This window comes from Vibrio sp. 970 (assembly GCF_033339075.1).
In genome coordinates, this window is the sequence record NZ_JAWOTW010000023.1 from 1 (window position 1) to 16,599 (window position 16,599).

The following is a 16,599-nucleotide window of genomic DNA, read 5'->3' on the forward strand; positions in this document are numbered from 1 at the left end:
AGTAATGTTTGAATTGACTGTGCTGAATCTTTCGATTCAATGGTCACTTCGTTTCATTGAAACCTAATTTGATACCGAAGTATCGAATTGGATTATCATCAACGAGTGCCCACACAGATTGATAGGTTCTTATTTTTAAAGAGCTTTTCTAACATTTTCAGCAACTTAGTTGCTCGTCGTTAGGGGTGCGTATCTTACTTCACACCGTGAGAGAGTCAAGCATTTTTTCAAATTCTTTTTTCTCTCTTCCCGACTCGCTGTGTGACTTTCGTCTCACTCCGTGTCGGTGGATGCGCAGTATAGGGAGTTGAGAAATTAGTACAAGTGTTTTTTGCAAATAAAAAACCAACCGGTCACAAATTAGCCAAAAGTGCGATATTTGCATATTTCTTCGTCACATTTGAGACATATCACAGCAATTGGTTGGAAAAACACCAACCATATACGTAAGATTCATGTGTCTATTCTGTTAATGGGCAATCGATCTCTTTATCACTATGTGTAGTAATTAAAATGACGTCTAAAAAAAATCTGATTTTATGTGTTGGGCTGGCCATCGTTGGGGGAATCATCTTCTCTCAATTCATCATCCCACCAGCCTTGAGCTTCCTCATTGGTGTTATCGCTACTGCTTTTCTTTTTTCATTTTCTAGCAAAACACCTGTTCTTCAATCTTCGGATCCTGATCCTTCAACTAAAACGCTGTATGTCGGCAACCTTCCTTATAAGGCCAATGAGAGTCATGTTCGCGATTTGTTTGCTGAATATGGACAGGTCTATGCGGTACGCTTAATGAAAGATAAGCGTACTGGAAAAAGAAGAGGGTTTGGTTTTGTAGTGATGGCTGCGGCAGATGCCAAGCCAGCTATCGCTAAACTTAATGAAAAGGAATATATGGAGAGAACGCTAAAAGTGAGAATTGCGAACGATCCTAAACATCCGGATGGTGGTAAACCTGAACAGGATTAAAACCTAGCTTCTTTAAACAAATGTTCAGTGCATCTTCCTGCCAAGGAGTTGCACTGGCATAAATCGACTTACTTCCCTCTTCTGTATCCTCAATTTCATCACTTAATAGCAATGCTTTTACTCGACGTGCAATCGCTGCGCCTGAATCAATTAAAGTAACGTCCCCACCCAAAGCTTGATGAATCTCCTCTTTGATTAAAGGGAAGTGAGTACAACCGAGCACCGCAACATCGACTTTATCGCGAAGGGGAAGCAGGATATTTGTCAGTTCGTCGAGAGAAACGCTGTTGCCTCGCAACTTCTCTTCGGCCATATCTACCAAGCGAGTTGATCCCACCAGCTCAACTGGTTTGCCTTGCGCAAAGTCCCGTATTAACTCGTGAGTATATTGGCGTGTTACTGTCGCCGGAGTGGCGATCAGCCCTACCCCTTTTGATGCTAAAAGCGATGCGGGTTTAATCGCAGGGACAACACCAACAACGGGAATCAATAAATTTTCGCGTAAGGAAGGAAGCACTATGGTGCTCGCCGTGTTGCAAGCAATGACGACAATGTCGACTTGGTGTTCTTCGACTAATGAAGAGACCAGTTGGTTAACTCGTGAAATGAGTACAGCCTGATCGAGTTCACCATAAGGGTAAGCCTGATTATCGAATAAGTATAAGTAGTCTAGCTGGGGCAATAGGCGATGTATCTGTTGGAATACAGAAAGGCCACCAACACCGGAGTCAAAAACTAGGACTTTTTTCTTACTTGCTACTCGCACGAGCCTTACCTAAAGAACAGAAACGTTGCGATCATACTGCGTAGATTTGTTTTGGCAATGCTTTAGCATGGTATCTTTGATGGCTGAATCTATCTCCAGATTCTACATCTCGCTTCGTCAACTCGATATGTCCTTGAAAAGATGGCGAAGACGTGACCAATGTGTGAAATTCACCATTTTCCCCACAGGGATCAATTTGACTTGGTAATGACTCTATTAGGGCTTTGTCATACCAGCGACCACACCATTCTGGAGGGAGAACTCTTCCGTCGATGGTGATTAACATAGTTTGAATACCACGCTCTATGATTTCCATCGCTAGTTTTTCGCTGCTCTCCCCTAATAGAGGAAAGACGCATTCCCAGCCAACAGGTTCAATATAGCTGCGTCGGTAATCGGCAATGCCATTACAAAACATATCACCAAATGCGACAGCTTCTATGTTCAGACCACTACTTTGTAATGCATTAACGATGGTCGATTGATAAATGTCGTTACTTGGAAAGATTTCAGGTAGCTCGATAGTAATGAGCGGAAGCGCAAGTAAGTCTGCTTGCATTTGTACGACTTCAAGCGGAGTTGCTTGGAAAGGGACTTCTTTCCCTACGTAAGTCGTGTACAAACCGACAACTTGATAATTTGGATTCTCGTTAAGGCGCTCAAGCGTTAATGTCGAATCTTTACCACTGGACCAACTGATCACCACTCGCTTGGGTTTCTTCATTCGATTTTCCACCACAAAATATTAAAAACCGCCCGAAGGCGGTTTGTGCTCATTCACGATTAGAATTCGTAGCCAACGTTGAGATAGTACGCTCGCTCCGCAGCAGGGTAACCTTTTGCCATCTCATACTCTTCATCAAGTAGATTATCGATACGAGCGCTAATAGAGGTCGACTCATTCGGATAGTAAGTCACCGCCGTATCAACCAACGAGTAAGAAGAAAGCGTGATATCTTGTGAAGGCCAAGTGCTGTAATCCACATCTGGACGCTTACCGACGTACTGATAGCTAACCGACCAATCCACTTTATCGAAGCTCACTAAAGTATTCCACTTATACATTTCTTTAGCGCGGCGCTGCAACTGATGCCCTTTATCGTCTTCTGCATCTTTATAATCTGCACTCAACTGGTGCTGCACAATCCCTGTGTCAAACTCAGCAACAAGCTCCACACCTTGGATATGTGTTTCACCATCGACATTCAAATATTTGTATGTGGTTGGATGGTAATCGATAAGATTCGTGATTTTATAGTCATAACCCGTTACGGACCAAAAAACGCCTTGGACATCACCGCTGAATGCTAGCTCCCAAGCATCTGACTCTTCCGGCTTAAGATCTTTCTCACCGTATGTTGGATCATACTGTTGATATAGGTTTGGAGCCTTAAACGCAGTACCAAAAGAAGCTTTAACCCCAAACTCTGGCACAAACTGGTAACCAGCCGCTAAGCTGTAAGTGAACTCACTACCGTATTCTTCGTTATCATCAAGGCGAGCACTGCCCTCAAGCATTACTTTATCAATACTGGTGGTTGCCATACCGAACAGAGCGCCATTGGTACGATCAAACGTTTTATTCGCACTCTTGTCTTTATAAGACTCATTACGCCAGTCAATACCACCAGCAAACGTCGTATTGTTGTTTAGCAAGTAACTGTTGGTCCACTGGACATTTTGCTGCTCAAGTTCATCTTCAGTACCTGAGTGTTTGCCTTTTGCTTGCTCATAGTTCCAAGACTTCTGTTTCTGTGCTGTTACTTGTAGTTCTGACATCACATTATCAGACTGATACTTACCGCCCAGAGTGACAGAAAGATCGTCTTTTTCTGCTTCGTAGTAACCGCGACTGCCGTAGCTGCTGTCATATTGATAAACATTTTCGTAAGCACGCAGGTTACCAAATGCAGACCACTGGTCATTGAAGTTATGCACGTAACCTAGCAGACCATTCTTTGTATCAAAGCCATGGCGATCACCGTCATTAACTCCCGGTACAGGACGAACGTTATAACCATCATCACTTTCACTACCAAGCGCGATATTTAGCTGGCCGCTCTCTGTGACTTTAATACCAGATGCCACACTCAATTCCTGGTAATCTAAGCTGCCTAAACCCGCACTTAACTTCGTTCCTTCTTCGTCAGCACGCGCAATGGTGATGATATTGATCACGCCACCAATCGCTTCCGAGCCATAAAGTGACGCACGCGCACCACGCACGTACTCAATACGTTGAACGTAAGTAAGTGGGATTTGGTTAAAGTCCACAGCGCCCTTCGCTGCTCGTGCAAAACGTACGCCATCAACCAGTACTAAAACTTGGTCGGAACTGGTTCCACGAACAAATAAAGACGCTAACTGACCACGACCACCATTTTGTGAAACTTGAATCCCGGTAAGGCGACGCAATACATCTGGTAGGGTTTTCGCTTGAATGCGATCGATGTCTTGTCGAGTAACTACTTCGACATCTGCCAACGTACGGCTTTCGGCTTGCTCAAAACGGTTTGCCGTAACAACGATGGTTTCGTCAGTGGAGGTTTCTTGGGCCTGTAGATAAGAGACAGGTGAAAGCAGCGATGCCAAAGTGATCGCCAGTGCGGATTTTCTCATTGTATTGTCCTAAATCGCGTAATTCCTTCCGAGCCCTGTCATCATGACAGTCCAGTGCTGTGGCTCAGTTGTTGGCAGGTATTCGGACTCAAGAGCACGGGTGTACCGCCTACTTGCTCGACTTCCCACATAAACTAATGCAGTGTCTGATGAGCGTTCGTTCTCTTTTACCGCTGCGCGTCAGTTCTGGATTCACACCAGATTCCCATTTCAGCCATCTAGATTGCTAGATAGCACCAACTTGAGGCAAATATTATTCAGCTATTGATTATTTGTCCAGCCAATATTGCCCTTAGAAGTTGTAACGTTTTGATTGATTTTGCTTTCTACTCTGCCTGTACGCACTATCTTTAAATCAATTCCAGTACAAAACTGGACATCCTATTGAGATTGAATAAAATCTGCGCTCTTAAATTGAATGCACCATAAAAGGTAAGATCATGGCTACTCTTGATGTAAACCCACAACGCTACCAAGAACAACTGGCTGAAAAAGTCGAACGTCTCACGGATATGTTCGCGCCATACAACATGCCAGAACTGGAAGTGTTTGAATCACCAGAGCAGCACTACCGCATGCGTGCTGAGTTCCGTGTTTGGCATGAAGGCGAAGATCTTTACTACATCATGTTCAACCAAGAAACTCGTGAGAAGTACCGTGTTGACCAATTCCCTGCAGCAAGCCGTCTGATCAACGACCTGATGCCGCTATTGGTTGAAGCGATGAAAGACAACGACTCACTACGTCGTAAACTGTTCCAAGTGGATTTCCTATCGACGCTAAGTGGTGAGATTCTGGTCTCACTCCTTTACCATCGCCAACTTGATGAAGAGTGGATTGAAAACGCGAAAGCCCTTAAACAGCGTTTAAATGATGAAGGCTTTAACCTAAACATCATTGGTCGCGCTCGTAAGATGAAGATTGTCCTAGACCGAGACTACGTTATCGAGAAGCTCGATGTAAATGGTCAAAGCTACATCTACCAACAAGTAGAGAACAGCTTCACTCAGCCGAACGGCAAAGTCGCAGAGAAGATGCTGGAATGGGCGGTCGACTGTACCCAAGAAAGCACTGGCGACCTACTAGAGCTTTACTGTGGTAACGGTAACTTCTCGCTGGCGTTGGCACAGAATTTCGACCGCGTACTGGCAACTGAGCTAGCGAAGCCATCTGTGGTATCTGCACAGTACAACATCGCCGCCAATAAGATTGATAACGTACAAATCTTACGTCTATCGGCAGAGGAATTTACTCAAGCGATCGAAGGTAAGCGTGAATTCCGTCGTCTACAAGATGCAGGTGTGGATCTGAAGAGCTACAACTGCAACACGATTTTTGTCGATCCACCACGTGCTGGGATGGATGTCGATACTTGTAAAATGGTGCAAGGTTACGAGCGCATCATGTACATCTCTTGTAACCCTGAGACTCTAAAAGAGAACTTGGACATTCTATGCGAAACACACAACGTGACGCGTTTTGCTCTGTTTGACCAATTCCCTTATACCCACCACATGGAAGCTGGCGTGCTATTGGAACGTAAAGCTTAGTCCACCAGCTTCAGACAAAAAAAAGCGAGCTCAATGGCTCGCTTTTTTTAATTTGATTCGTTTGCTTATTCCGCAGAAGTCTTCTTGCTGACAAAACCTAGCTTCTTACCAATCCATGCGAGTAAGATCATTGAAACCATGATCGCGAAGAAGTTTGAGCCTGCTTCTGGGTATTGCGCTTTAATAAACGCAGAGTGACCAAACGCACCTACGAAGAAACACGCCAAGCCAACTAATGGGATATCTTCTGATACCGGATTATTTAGGTACTCTTGGTAAAGAGCTTGTACAGCCAGTACGAGTGCAATCAATGGGAAGATTGAAAAAGACACTTCACTCATGGTCAACCATGACAACAAAGCATCACCACACATACCTGCAACCAGTGCCAAAATCAGCGTTTTCTTTTCAGATTTATTTCCATTCGACATTATTCTATCCCGCCTTTTAATCGGTTACGTTCACGTTCTTTGCGATACCAATAGGCCCCTTTGGCTATCATTCGCAATTGCATGATCAATCGCTCGGCGAGTTCATCGCGCTCACGTCGATCTAAATCTAAAGCTTCAGCCCCGGAACTGAAAACCAAAGTCACAGACGCTTCTGCTTGAGTATACGCCTCTTCTCTGGTCACGCCGGTGCTCATTAAATACTCGGTTAATTCTGCCGCAAAATGCTGGATTTCTCGAGCAACAGCGGTACGAAATTCAGCAGAAGTGCCGGAGCGCTCACGCAACAACAAACGAAAAACGTTCGGACTACTTTCAATGAATTCCATAAAGGTTTCGACCGAGGTACGAATTACGCTACCTTCTTTCACAATACGTTGACGCGCCTGACGCATCAGTTGGCGTAGTAGCAAACCGCCTTCATCAACCATGGTTAAGCCTAGCTCATCCATATCTTTGAAGTGACGGTAAAAAGAAGTCGGTGCAATCCCTGCCTCTCGGGCGACTTCTCGCAAGCTAAGGCTGGAAAAGCTGCGATCCGCACTTAATTGACTAAATGCCGCATCGATCAATGATCGACGTGTCTTCTCTTTTTGCTGTGCGCGGATTCCCATCGATTTCATTCTTAACTTGCTCTTTTTCTGTAGGGTACAAGAGCCTCAATATAACGCAATTTGCTCCTACGGAGAAAGATATGTTGCTTCGCTCGCTCTGAGCGCCGAGAACGTTACTATTGGCATGCATCTAATTGCAATGTTCTCGATGCAATTTATAGACATACAACATACCAAATCATCCTTTTGGTCGATTCTGCGTGATCACTTCCACTCTCTAACAGGCATGACGTGTACCAATAGAGTAAATGAGTTAAAATCGCGCTAAAGCAATGTTAAGCAAATATAACAAGGAAGGCATCATGGCGCATGTTAATCACTATGACGTGATCGTAATCGGTAGTGGCCCTGGCGGAGAAGGGGCTGCAATGGGATTAACCAAAGCGGGACTGAATGTTGCCATTGTCGAGAAAGAAAGCAGTGTCGGCGGCGGTTGTACTCACTGGGGTACTATTCCATCAAAAGCACTGCGTCATGCCGTTAGCCGCATCATCGAATTTAATAGCAACCCGCTATTTTGTCGAAACAACACCAGCGTTCATGCAACATTTTCTGACATTTTAGGTCATGCTAAATCGGTCATTGATAAGCAAACTCGACTTCGTCAGGGCTTTTATGACCGTAACTCATGCACACTTTTGTTCGGAACCGCGCGATTTATCGATAACTACTCAATTGCAGTGATGCAAAGCGACGGTACAGAAGAAATCTATTCTGCGGATAAGTTTGTCATCGCGACGGGTTCTCGCCCGTATCAGCCTAACGACGTAGATTTCTTGCATGAGCGCATCTACGACAGTGATTCCATTTTGAGCCTGAAACACGACCCTCGCCATATCATCATTTACGGTGCGGGCGTTATCGGTTGTGAGTACGCCTCTATCTTCCGCGGCCTTGGAGTGAAAACCGACCTTATCAATACCCGCGACCGCTTGTTGGAGTTTTTGGATAACGAAGTGTCAGATGCGCTGTCTTACCACTTCTGGAACAGCGGTGTGGTAATTCGTAATGATGAGACCTATGAAAAAATCGAAGGCACAGAAGATGGCGTGATTATTCACCTACAATCTGGCAAGAAGATGAAGGCAGACTGCTTGTTGTATGCGAATGGTCGAACAGGTAACACCGATAAGTTGAATTTGGGTGCAGTGGGTCTGGAAGCGGACTCTCGCGGACAACTAAAAGTAAACCGTAACTACCAAACCGATATCGAACACATTTACGCTGTAGGCGATGTCATCGGTTACCCTAGCCTTGCAAGCGCCGCTTATGACCAAGGGCGATTTGTCGCACAAGCCATTACGAAAGGTCAGGCAGAAAACTACCTGATTGATGATATTCCAACGGGTATCTACACCATCCCAGAGATTAGCTCTGTGGGTAAAACCGAGCAAGAGCTAACAGCTGCGAAAGTACCGTATGAAGTAGGACGCTCTTCGTTCAAGCATCTAGCTCGTGCACAGATCGCAGGAAAAGACATCGGTAGCTTGAAGATATTGTTCCATCGTGAAACCAAAGAAATTTTAGGGATTCACTGTTTTGGCGAACGTGCCGCGGAAATTATCCACATCGGTCAAGCCATTATGGAGCAAAAAGGCTCAGCGAATACCATCGAGTATTTCGTCAATACCACCTTCAACTATCCAACAATGGCCGAAGCGTATCGTGTCGCTGCGTTGAATGGTTTGAACCGCTTGTTCTAATCTATGCTTCTTGATAGCAGACAGAAAAACAGCAGGCTTGGACCTGCTGTTTTTATATCAACATTGTGCGAGGAAGGTATCCTTGTGCCATTGATAGAGAAAGATAACCCCTAAACCAATACCCCGCATCAACATAAAGCTCGTCATTGCAAACCACAGCGCGTGATTTTCCCACTCGGCGAATAAGTAAAAGACAACGAAGAAACTGCTGGTCGCGACAAACATACTATTGCGCATGTCTTTGCCTTTGGTTGCACCGACAAAAATGCCATCCAATAGAAAGCACCACATCGACGCAAGTGGCATCACCACCAGCCAAGGTAGATACACCGCTGCTTGCTGTTGTACCACCTCAATTGAAGTGATCATGGCGATCAACTGCGATCCCGCCAAACCAAAGAGCGCGGTCAGTCCTAAGCAAATAACCAAACTCCAAAAGAAAGTGCCGACAAGCGATGCACTCAATTGTTGCCTATCTTTGGCACCAATCGCCTTCCCGACCATGGCCTCCATTGCATAAGCAAAGCCATCCATGCCATACGAGATAATCATCAGGAAGCTCATCAGAACCGCATTTGCAGCGACAACCTCATCACCAAAGCTCGCACCTTGGAACGTCATAAAGCTAAAAGCCGCTTGCAGACACAAAGAGCGTAAGAAAATATCACGATTCAATTTCACGAATCGCCCTAAACCGTGTTGAGTGCTGGTTAGCAACTTTTGAGGTGATGGTAATTGCCTCTCTCGCCAGGTTTTCCAGACACACATGAGACCAAAACCCATGCCTGAGTAGTCAGCAATCACCGATGCCAGTGCAGCGCCTTCTACTTTCCACCCCAAACCAATCACAAACAACAAATCGAGGACAATATTCGTCACGTTAGTGATGATCACCATCCACATTGGTGCTTTGGAATTTTGCGTTCCGAGCAACCATCCCAACAACACAAAGTTCATTAGCGCAGCGGGGGCACTCCACACTCGGATAGAGAAATATTGCATGCCGTAGTGCTTCACTTCAGCACTGGCGTCACTCCAGCCAAAGATCAAATCAGCAATCGGGTTATGGGCAATAAGGAAGACTAACGCAAACAGCAGCGCCATAAGTGAGCCTTGCATGAACACTAAGGCAAGTTGCTTTCGGTCTTCACCGCCATAGGACTGCGCCGCCAACCCAGTAGTCGACATACGCAAAAAACCAAGCAGCCAAAATGTCACGCTGATCATGGTACTGCCCAACGCAACACCGCCCAAATACCAAGCGTGGTCTAGATGACCAATCACCGCAGCATCGACCAAACCGAGCAATGGAACAGTAATATTCGACAGCACCATAGGTATCGCTAAAGCTAAGACTTGGCGATGAACTTTTGGGTTAGATAAAGGAGAGAAGATTGAATTTGTCACAGGCACCTCATCAGTAAGATCGACGAGTGTACCTGAGCGCTTAACGACTAGCCAATTACCACTTGATATGAACGAGTACTGGCGTGAGGCGATGCTTCAACATTGGAATCTTATTAAGCCAACGCTGCCAAGCTTTCCAACGAGAACAGAATCTATCGAATGGCGAGAAAGCTTTCACCCACTGTGCCCATGGTAACCATTGCAATATCTGTGCTGCAGGCGCTTCAAAGCCATGAGCATAACGATCAGAGCCAAGCTTTTGTCCCCACTTGGTTTCCGTTAAATCTCCTGCCAGCACCATACACAGTTCAGCAGAAACAAAATGTCGACCTAAGGTTTGAATAAATTTCGCGACTTGACGCTCTGTGCAATCGAGCAGTGCCATTTCACATAAAATGAGTACCGGTGCTTGCTCTGGAATGGCTAACGTCTCTAGCCACGACATTTCATCCACACTGCCACAGCGATGTTCATAACGTTCATTTTTGTGGAACAAACGCTGACGCCATACCAAATTTTCCGTCACATCCAGCTCTATCCAATGGCAGCGTCCATTATCCAAACGATAAAAGCGGGTATCCAACCCCGCTCCAACATTGATTATCCAAGCATCGGGATACTGCTGTAAGAAGTGACTAACCTGCTGGTCACAAAGCTGAGTCAGCGTCACGTGCAGCAGTTGCTTCTGCGCAATATCACCACTCAAACAATCCGGCGCCATCTTACAGCTCAAACACGCTTTAGCAGCTATCGGATCGTACACCAAGCCATTGTCGACCATGCTTTCACGGCTACGCAATAACAGTGGCTTTAATAAATGGTTAGGAACTTGATGTTTAGACTGAGACATGGGCATTTCCTGCGCCAGAGAGAAAACATAGACATTAATAAAGATGATAATGAATATCAATTACATTATCAAGCTTATAAATTGGTCAAAACAAACAAGGTCAAGATGATGAGCAAGCTTTTGGAGGAAGTAGAAAAAGAGAAAAGACAAAACAGCCCAGATCAACTGGGCTGCTTAAACACACTTACATCCAATCGGTATTGCGAATAATACCAACGGCTAAGCCTTCAATCGTAAGGTGCTGAGACGTTAAGTCCACTTGGATTGGGGCAAACTCTTCATTCTCAGCATGCAGTAATATGGTTGAACCTTTGCGCTCCAAACGCTTCACAGTCACATCATCATCAACACGCGCAACGACAACTTGACCGTCTCTCACGTCTTGGGTTTTATGCACCGCGAGCAAATCGCCATCCATAATCCCGATGTCTTTCATACTCTCGCCATTTACACGAAGTAAGAAATCCGCTTGCGGTTTGAACATCGCAGGATCGACTTGGTAGTGCGCCTCTACGTGCTCTTGAGCCAGAATTGGCTCACCCGCTGCGACTTGACCAATCAAAGGCAAACCCTGCTCATCATTGGCTGCGTCTTCAAGCAGGATACGAATCCCACGAGAAGCGCCTGGAATAATTTCAATTGCTTGCTTACGAGCAAGCGCTTTTAGGTGTTCCTCTGCGGCATTCGCAGAGCGGAAGCCAAGCTCACGCGCAATCTCTGCACGAGTTGGTGGCATTCCGGTGTCATCGATTTTACTTTTGATCAAATCGAAGACTTGTTGTTGGCGTGGCGTTAACGGCTTCATGTCTCACCTGTCTTTTTATACAGTTAACTGTGAGTATATCCAGTAAATGCTCAAATGAAAACCCAATTGGTTGTTTTTTAATTTATTTGTGGGGAGCTTTCAGCTTACCGATTAAGTTCATTCTTTATTCGTTTAAAACACCGACTTTTCAGTTAATCAAGTCAAAGCAATAACTTAGGGGTTCGACTAATTTACAGCCAATAAAATTAAAAGGTTTGACCAGTTTCTGGTATCCTTGCAGCGCTTAAATTTTATCGCCTAGGCTTATTTCTATTGCCGTACTCATCTCTTTTTATAGAGAAGACATGCAAAGCGGAAACTGAAATAAGGTTAGGCCTGTTTGAATACCTATTGAGGCTGTGAACTTTATGTCTTCTGGACAATCATTTTCACGTTCATTACTAAAACTACCTTTATCGGTACTGGTAAAGGGCACCGCAATCCCGTCGAACCCGATTGAAGATCTGAACATCGACCTAACTAAACCGATTGTATATGCCCTGCCGTTCCGCTCGAACGTGGATTTGCTGACACTGCAAAAACAAGCCATGAGCCTTGGTCTACCCGACCCGCTCAGCCCGCTGGAAATCAATGGCAAAACGCTGAACCGTTTCGTCTTTATCGCTGCGCGTCCAACTGTGATGAACAACGATAATGATGTCCCAACCGATTCTGTCTCTCTGTTCACTGACTTACTGGAACTGCACAAGCTGGATAGTGAGTTGGATGTTCAAATGATCCCTGCAACCGTGCTTTGGGGTCGTAAGCCAGGTAAAGAAGAGAACCAAAAGCCTTACCTTCAACCGATGAATGGTCCGCAAAAAGCCAAAGCGGTAATGGCGGCGGGACGCGACTGCTTAGTTCGCTTTAGTCCCGTGGTATCTCTGCGTTATATGGCAGACTCCCACGGTACCGACAGCGCAATTGCGCACAAACTGGCTCGCGTGGCGCGTATCCACTTCTCACGCCAGAAACTGGCTGCTTCAGGCCCAAACCTGCCACAACGCCAAGTGTTGTTTGCTCGTTTACTAAAATCTCCAGCTATTGAACTGGCGATTGCTGACGAAGCCAAGATCAAAAACATCTCGATTGATAAGGCACGTAAAGAAGCCCACGACATCATGGATGAAATCGCCGCCGACTTCTCCTACAGTCTGGTGAAAAACGGCGACCGCATCCTGAGTTGGTTATGGACAAAACTATACCAAGGTTTGCACATCAATAACGCCTCGACTGTGCGTCGTTTAGCGCAAGACGGCCACGAAATTGTGTACGTTCCGTGTCACCGTAGTCACATGGACTACCTGCTGTTGTCTTATGTTTTATACCATGAAGGCATGGTGCCTCCGCACATTGCGGCAGGCATTAACTTGAACTTCTTCCCGGCCGGTCCGCTTTTCCGTCGTGGTGGGGCGTTCTTTATTCGTCGTAGTTTTAAAGGCAACAAACTGTACTCAACCATTTTCCGTGAGTATCTAGCTGAGCTGTTTGCCAAAGGCTATTCAGTCGAGTACTTCAGTGAGGGTGGTCGTTCACGTACAGGTCGCTTACTGCAAGCGAAAACGGGTATGCTGGCTATGACCATCCAAGCAATGCTACGTGGTCTAAACCGCCCAGTAACACTAGTGCCGGTCTACATCGGTTACGAGCACGTAATGGAAGTAGGCACTTACGCGAAAGAGCTGCGTGGCAAACGCAAAGAGAAAGAAAACGCAGGGCTTGTACTGCGTACTCTGCGTAAACTGCGTAACTTTGGTTTGGGCTATGTGAACTTCGGTGAGCCAATTCAGCTCAACCAATACTTGAACGAGCATGCTCCTGAGTGGACGAAAGACATCGACAGCATGGGTGGTAACAAACCACAATGGATGAATCCTGTGGTGAACGACCTCGCTAATAAGATGATGACGCACATCAATGATGCGGCGGCGGCAAACGCGTTGACCTTGTGTGCAACCGCACTGCTTGCTTCTCGTCAACGTGCACTTTCTCGTGACTCGCTGATCAATCAGATCGAGTGTTACTTAAAGCTACTCAAAAATAATCCGTACTCAAGCACCTCCACTATCCCTACCGAAAGTTCTGAGGAGTTGGTCGATCATGCAATTTCGCTTGATAAGTTCGTGATTGAAACCGATAGCATGGGTGACATCATTTCGCTGGACCGTAGCCAATCGATCCTGATGACTTACTATCGCAACAACATCATTCACTTGTTCGCTCTGCCGTCATTAATTGCCCAAATGCTCATTCGTCAGCGCAACCTTTCGGTAGCCAAGATTCAAGCGAATGTCGCGCAAATCTACCCATTCTTGAAGAAAGAGCTGTTCTTAAGTTACCAAGAAGACGAGTTAGATGAATTGGTCGTTAAAACACTGCATGAATTTGCCGATCAGAAAATGATTAGTCTTGATGGTGATAAGCTAGAGATCAATCAATCGAACAACCAGCCTTTGGTTCTGCTAGGTCGTACGATAACTGAAACGCTGCAACGCTACTCTATCGCGATGAACTTGCTTGTTGCTTACCCTGAGCTGGGTAAATCGGACCTAGAGCAGAAGAGCCAAGATATTGCTCAACGCCTAGGGCGTTTGCACGGTATTAATGCGCCAGAATTCTTCGATAAAGGTGTGTTTACCGCGATGTTCAATACGCTCAAACAGCAAAAATACCTCGATAACGATGGTAACTGTGACACGAAGAAAACGCAGCAATTTGCACGGCTACTGTTCACTCTGCTTTATCCAGAAGTGAAACTGACGATAGAAGAGAGTATTCACCAACTTCGGTCGTAACCGTTTTACCTTCGTCCAATAAGAAAAAAGGCATCCAATCGGATGCCTTTTTCTATTTCTTCGCTTACCAAAATGCGACCAGTAACCCTATCGCTATCACCATGCCAACATAATTGTTGTTAAGGAAAGCCTTAAAGCACAACTCACGCTCACGGTGACGAATTAAGTGCTGCTGATAAACAAACAACGACGCTGCAATCAAAAGGGTCCAGTAGTAACTTTGTCCCAATTGGTAGAACTGCCCTAACCAAACCAGCATCGCGAGTGTAATCAGTTGCAACACACCAATAATAAGCTTGTCATGACGACCAAACAGAATTGCCGTCGATTTAATGCCAATCTTTAGATCATCATCTCGGTCTACCATCGCATATTGAGTGTCGTACGCAATGGTCCACAAAGCGTTAATGAGGAACAAAAACCAAACAATCAATGGTAATTCCCCAGTTTGTGCAGCCCAAGCCATTGGAATCGCCCAGCTAAAAGCCAAGCCTAAAAATAGCTGTGGAATATGAGTGTAACGCTTCATAAATGGATAGATGAACGCCAACACAATACCAGCGAAGGATAGCTGAATCGTCAGCGGGTTCATGGTCAGCACTAACAAAAACGAGCTGATACCCAAAACCAAAAATAATCCAATCGCTTCTTTTGCTGTCACTTTCCCTGATGGCAGTGGACGTTGCTTAGTACGCTTTACATGGCCGTCGACTTTGCGATCTGCAAAATCATTAATCACGCACCCCGCACTACGCATTAGGAATACACCCAATACAAACACGATAAATACATCCCAACTCGGCATCCCTTGGGCTGAGATAATTAGCGCCCAAATAGTTGGCCACATCAGTAACAGTGAACCGATCGGGCGATCCATGCGCATCAGTTGCCAATATGCTTTGGCTTTTTCTGCGGACATTTACACTGTCTCCTTAGCGTAAACTGGTGAATTAGATAAGAATAACTCGGCGACTAGCATCGGTTTGTGATTCATCCACAACCTTGAGCGTCGCGCTAACAAACGTCCTTCTGGTACGGCTACCCATCCCATTTGCAAAGAGTCCCGCTCAACGTTATCTGCGCTAAACACAGTTAGTCCTAATGGGATATCCCCTTGTTGAGCCAAATCATACTGCTGATCAACTAAGGTTGAACGAGGAATCAATGTCCGCCCAATAACCCAGTTATTATTGTCACCGCACAAAATTACCTCTCTCAGTAAGCAATCTTGTTCGGACAATAACTGGCTTTCGTCCTGTTTTAATGTCGCTGCAGTGACGATCTGATTTTGTAGCAATTCTACCGTTAACGCTTGGCAGTGCTGTTTTAAACGACGTGACAAAGACCCTTGCTCTTCAAGCCAATGCTTGGCAAATTCATTTGGAAATTCGAATTCTTCGGGGTTTTGCCACTCTACTTCCAATAAAGAAGCAAGATAGAGTGATGTTGGCTGATTCATACTAGTATTCAATTGGAGGCTTTATGCGTACAATAAAGCAACAACTTACCGTCCATAGTAATGTATGTAACCGTAAGTTCCGTTATTTGTTATAGACGGCCCATTGTATCAAGACTGAAGCGATTCGAATATCGCGATCCAGAGAAAGAAAAGTTAGAAATATGTACAAACGTTATATAGCCCAAATTATTTTTGCGTTAACCATACTATTCGCCGCACCAAGTTGGGCTGAAACGGAAGAAGCTGGACCTAAGTTGGCATACTTTACCCTAGAGCCTGACCTCACTACTAACTTTTACACCAAAGGCAAAAAGTTAGGTTATGTGCAAGTGCGCATCGACATCATGGTAATGAGTCAACAAGATTTATCAGTTGTTGAGCATCACCAACCTTTGATTCGCGATGCAGTGATTGAATTATTGGGTAAGCAAACAGAAGATACGATTAAGTCCCTGTCTGGCCGAGAAGATCTGCGCAAAACCTTAGTGACGACCCTCAACGAAACGCTTTTGCCTGAAACAGGTAAAACCATCATTGCCGATTTGTTGTTTACAAAATACCTTTATCAATAAACCCAAATCCGTTTTGAACATAAAAAAAGACCGCTCTTGAG

Annotated in this window: 15 protein-coding genes and 1 riboswitch; of the genes, 5 read left to right on the forward strand and 10 right to left on the reverse strand. The window is 45.3% G+C overall.

Features of this window, described 5'->3' with window-relative positions; translation table 11 throughout:
* The first annotated feature begins 513 nt into the window (after positions 1-513).
* The gene (locus R7Q11_RS22460; RefSeq protein ID WP_017636066.1) at positions 514-969 is read left to right on the forward strand and encodes an RNA-binding protein; all 456 of its coding nucleotides are present in this window, start codon (positions 514-516) and stop codon (positions 967-969) included.
* Here the strand turns inward: R7Q11_RS22460 and murI are convergent.
* The 3 genes from murI to btuB are packed head-to-tail and all read right to left on the reverse strand — an operon-like array spanning position 932 to position 4,354.
* A complete protein-coding gene (gene murI, locus R7Q11_RS22465) occupies positions 932-1,735 on the reverse strand; it encodes a glutamate racemase (protein ID WP_225466737.1) in 804 nt (267 codons plus the stop codon). The two genes, R7Q11_RS22460 and murI, sit on opposite strands and share 38 nt — an antisense overlap.
* Before the next feature lie 31 nt (positions 1,736-1,766).
* The gene (locus tag R7Q11_RS22470) at positions 1,767-2,459 is read right to left on the reverse strand and encodes an ATPase (protein ID WP_005378675.1); all 693 of its coding nucleotides are present in this window, start codon (positions 2,457-2,459) and stop codon (positions 1,767-1,769) included.
* 59 nt (positions 2,460-2,518) lie between these two features.
* Positions 2,519-4,354 (reverse strand): TonB-dependent vitamin B12 receptor, encoded by a 1,836-nt coding sequence (btuB, locus tag R7Q11_RS22475; RefSeq protein WP_225466738.1) that lies wholly within the window; start codon positions 4,352-4,354, stop codon positions 2,519-2,521.
* A gap of 55 nt (positions 4,355-4,409) precedes the next feature.
* A riboswitch (cobalamin riboswitch) is annotated at positions 4,410-4,610 on the reverse strand.
* A 184-nt stretch (positions 4,611-4,794) separates the two neighbouring features.
* Between btuB and trmA the strand changes: the two genes are divergently transcribed.
* Complete coding sequence (gene trmA, locus R7Q11_RS22480) at positions 4,795-5,904, forward strand: tRNA (uridine(54)-C5)-methyltransferase TrmA (RefSeq protein ID WP_033907263.1); 1,110 nt, start codon at positions 4,795-4,797, stop codon at positions 5,902-5,904.
* Positions 5,905-5,969: 65 nt separating this feature from the next.
* Here the strand turns inward: trmA and R7Q11_RS22485 are convergent, their stop codons facing one another.
* On the reverse strand, positions 5,970-6,335 hold the full coding sequence (locus tag R7Q11_RS22485) for a YijD family membrane protein (RefSeq protein ID WP_005378634.1): 366 nt from the start codon (positions 6,333-6,335) through the stop codon (positions 5,970-5,972).
* Positions 6,335-6,976, reverse strand: a complete 642-nt coding sequence (gene fabR / locus R7Q11_RS22490) for an HTH-type transcriptional repressor FabR (protein WP_005378632.1) — start codon at positions 6,974-6,976, stop codon at positions 6,335-6,337. Before fabR ends, R7Q11_RS22485 begins: the two co-directional genes overlap by 1 nt.
* A 263-nt stretch (positions 6,977-7,239) precedes the next feature.
* Between fabR and sthA the strand changes: the two genes are divergently transcribed.
* Positions 7,240-8,670, forward strand: coding sequence for a Si-specific NAD(P)(+) transhydrogenase (gene sthA, locus R7Q11_RS22495; RefSeq protein ID WP_005389689.1), 1,431 nt, complete (start codon positions 7,240-7,242; stop codon positions 8,668-8,670).
* 57 nt (positions 8,671-8,727) lie between these two features.
* On the opposite strand, the gene dinF is transcribed toward sthA, so the two are convergent.
* The 3 genes from dinF to lexA all read right to left on the reverse strand — a co-directional run bounded on the left by dinF (position 8,728) and on the right by lexA (position 11,732).
* Positions 8,728-10,077 (reverse strand): MATE family efflux transporter DinF, encoded by a 1,350-nt coding sequence (gene dinF / locus R7Q11_RS22500; protein WP_054579651.1) that lies wholly within the window; start codon positions 10,075-10,077, stop codon positions 8,728-8,730.
* Between the two features lie 55 nt (positions 10,078-10,132).
* Complete coding sequence (locus R7Q11_RS22505; protein WP_005378679.1) at positions 10,133-10,927, reverse strand: class I SAM-dependent methyltransferase; 795 nt, start codon at positions 10,925-10,927, stop codon at positions 10,133-10,135.
* A 184-nt stretch (positions 10,928-11,111) separates the two neighbouring features.
* Positions 11,112-11,732 carry a transcriptional repressor LexA gene (lexA, locus tag R7Q11_RS22510; RefSeq protein ID WP_005378682.1) on the reverse strand — a complete coding sequence of 207 codons (621 nt, stop codon included), beginning with the start codon at positions 11,730-11,732 and terminating at the stop codon, positions 11,112-11,114.
* A gap of 368 nt (positions 11,733-12,100) precedes the next feature.
* Here lexA and plsB point away from each other — a divergent pair, with 368 nt between their 5' ends.
* Complete coding sequence (gene plsB / locus R7Q11_RS22515; RefSeq protein WP_225466739.1) at positions 12,101-14,527, forward strand: glycerol-3-phosphate 1-O-acyltransferase PlsB; 2,427 nt, start codon at positions 12,101-12,103, stop codon at positions 14,525-14,527.
* Positions 14,528-14,591: 64 nt separating this feature from the next.
* Here the strand turns inward: plsB and ubiA are convergent, their stop codons facing one another.
* Entirely contained in the window at positions 14,592-15,446 is an 855-nt protein-coding gene (gene ubiA, locus R7Q11_RS22520) for a 4-hydroxybenzoate octaprenyltransferase (protein ID WP_005378684.1), read from the reverse strand.
* Positions 15,447-15,986 (reverse strand): chorismate lyase, encoded by a 540-nt coding sequence (locus R7Q11_RS22525; protein WP_005378686.1) that lies wholly within the window; start codon positions 15,984-15,986, stop codon positions 15,447-15,449.
* A 161-nt stretch (positions 15,987-16,147) separates the two neighbouring features.
* On the opposite strand from R7Q11_RS22525, the gene R7Q11_RS22530 reads away from it, so the two are divergent.
* Positions 16,148-16,558, forward strand: coding sequence for a flagellar basal body-associated protein FliL (locus tag R7Q11_RS22530; protein WP_005378687.1), 411 nt, complete (start codon positions 16,148-16,150; stop codon positions 16,556-16,558).
* Positions 16,559-16,599 lie beyond the last annotated feature (41 nt).

Excerpts from the sequence above, each read along its gene's own strand:
- R7Q11_RS22460 (WP_017636066.1), top strand. The coding sequence starts at position 514 with ATGACGTCTAAAAAAAATCTGATTTTATGTGTTGGGCTGGCCATCGTT.
- R7Q11_RS22470 (WP_005378675.1), bottom strand. The coding sequence starts at position 2,459 with ATGAAGAAACCCAAGCGAGTGGTGATCAGTTGGTCCAGTGGTAAAGAT.
- btuB (WP_225466738.1), bottom strand. The coding sequence starts at position 4,354 with ATGAGAAAATCCGCACTGGCGATCACTTTGGCATCGCTGCTTTCACCT.
- trmA (WP_033907263.1), top strand. The coding sequence starts at position 4,795 with ATGGCTACTCTTGATGTAAACCCACAACGCTACCAAGAACAACTGGCT.
- R7Q11_RS22485 (WP_005378634.1), bottom strand. The coding sequence starts at position 6,335 with ATGTCGAATGGAAATAAATCTGAAAAGAAAACGCTGATTTTGGCACTG.
- fabR (WP_005378632.1), bottom strand. The coding sequence starts at position 6,976 with ATGAAATCGATGGGAATCCGCGCACAGCAAAAAGAGAAGACACGTCGA.
- sthA (WP_005389689.1), top strand. The coding sequence starts at position 7,240 with ATGTTAAGCAAATATAACAAGGAAGGCATCATGGCGCATGTTAATCAC.
- R7Q11_RS22505 (WP_005378679.1), bottom strand. The coding sequence starts at position 10,927 with ATGTCTCAGTCTAAACATCAAGTTCCTAACCATTTATTAAAGCCACTG.
- lexA (WP_005378682.1), bottom strand. The coding sequence starts at position 11,732 with ATGAAGCCGTTAACGCCACGCCAACAACAAGTCTTCGATTTGATCAAA.
- plsB (WP_225466739.1), top strand. The coding sequence starts at position 12,101 with ATGTCTTCTGGACAATCATTTTCACGTTCATTACTAAAACTACCTTTA.
- ubiA (WP_005378684.1), bottom strand. The coding sequence starts at position 15,446 with ATGTCCGCAGAAAAAGCCAAAGCATATTGGCAACTGATGCGCATGGAT.
- R7Q11_RS22525 (WP_005378686.1), bottom strand. The coding sequence starts at position 15,986 with ATGAATCAGCCAACATCACTCTATCTTGCTTCTTTATTGGAAGTAGAG.
- R7Q11_RS22530 (WP_005378687.1), top strand. The coding sequence starts at position 16,148 with ATGTACAAACGTTATATAGCCCAAATTATTTTTGCGTTAACCATACTA.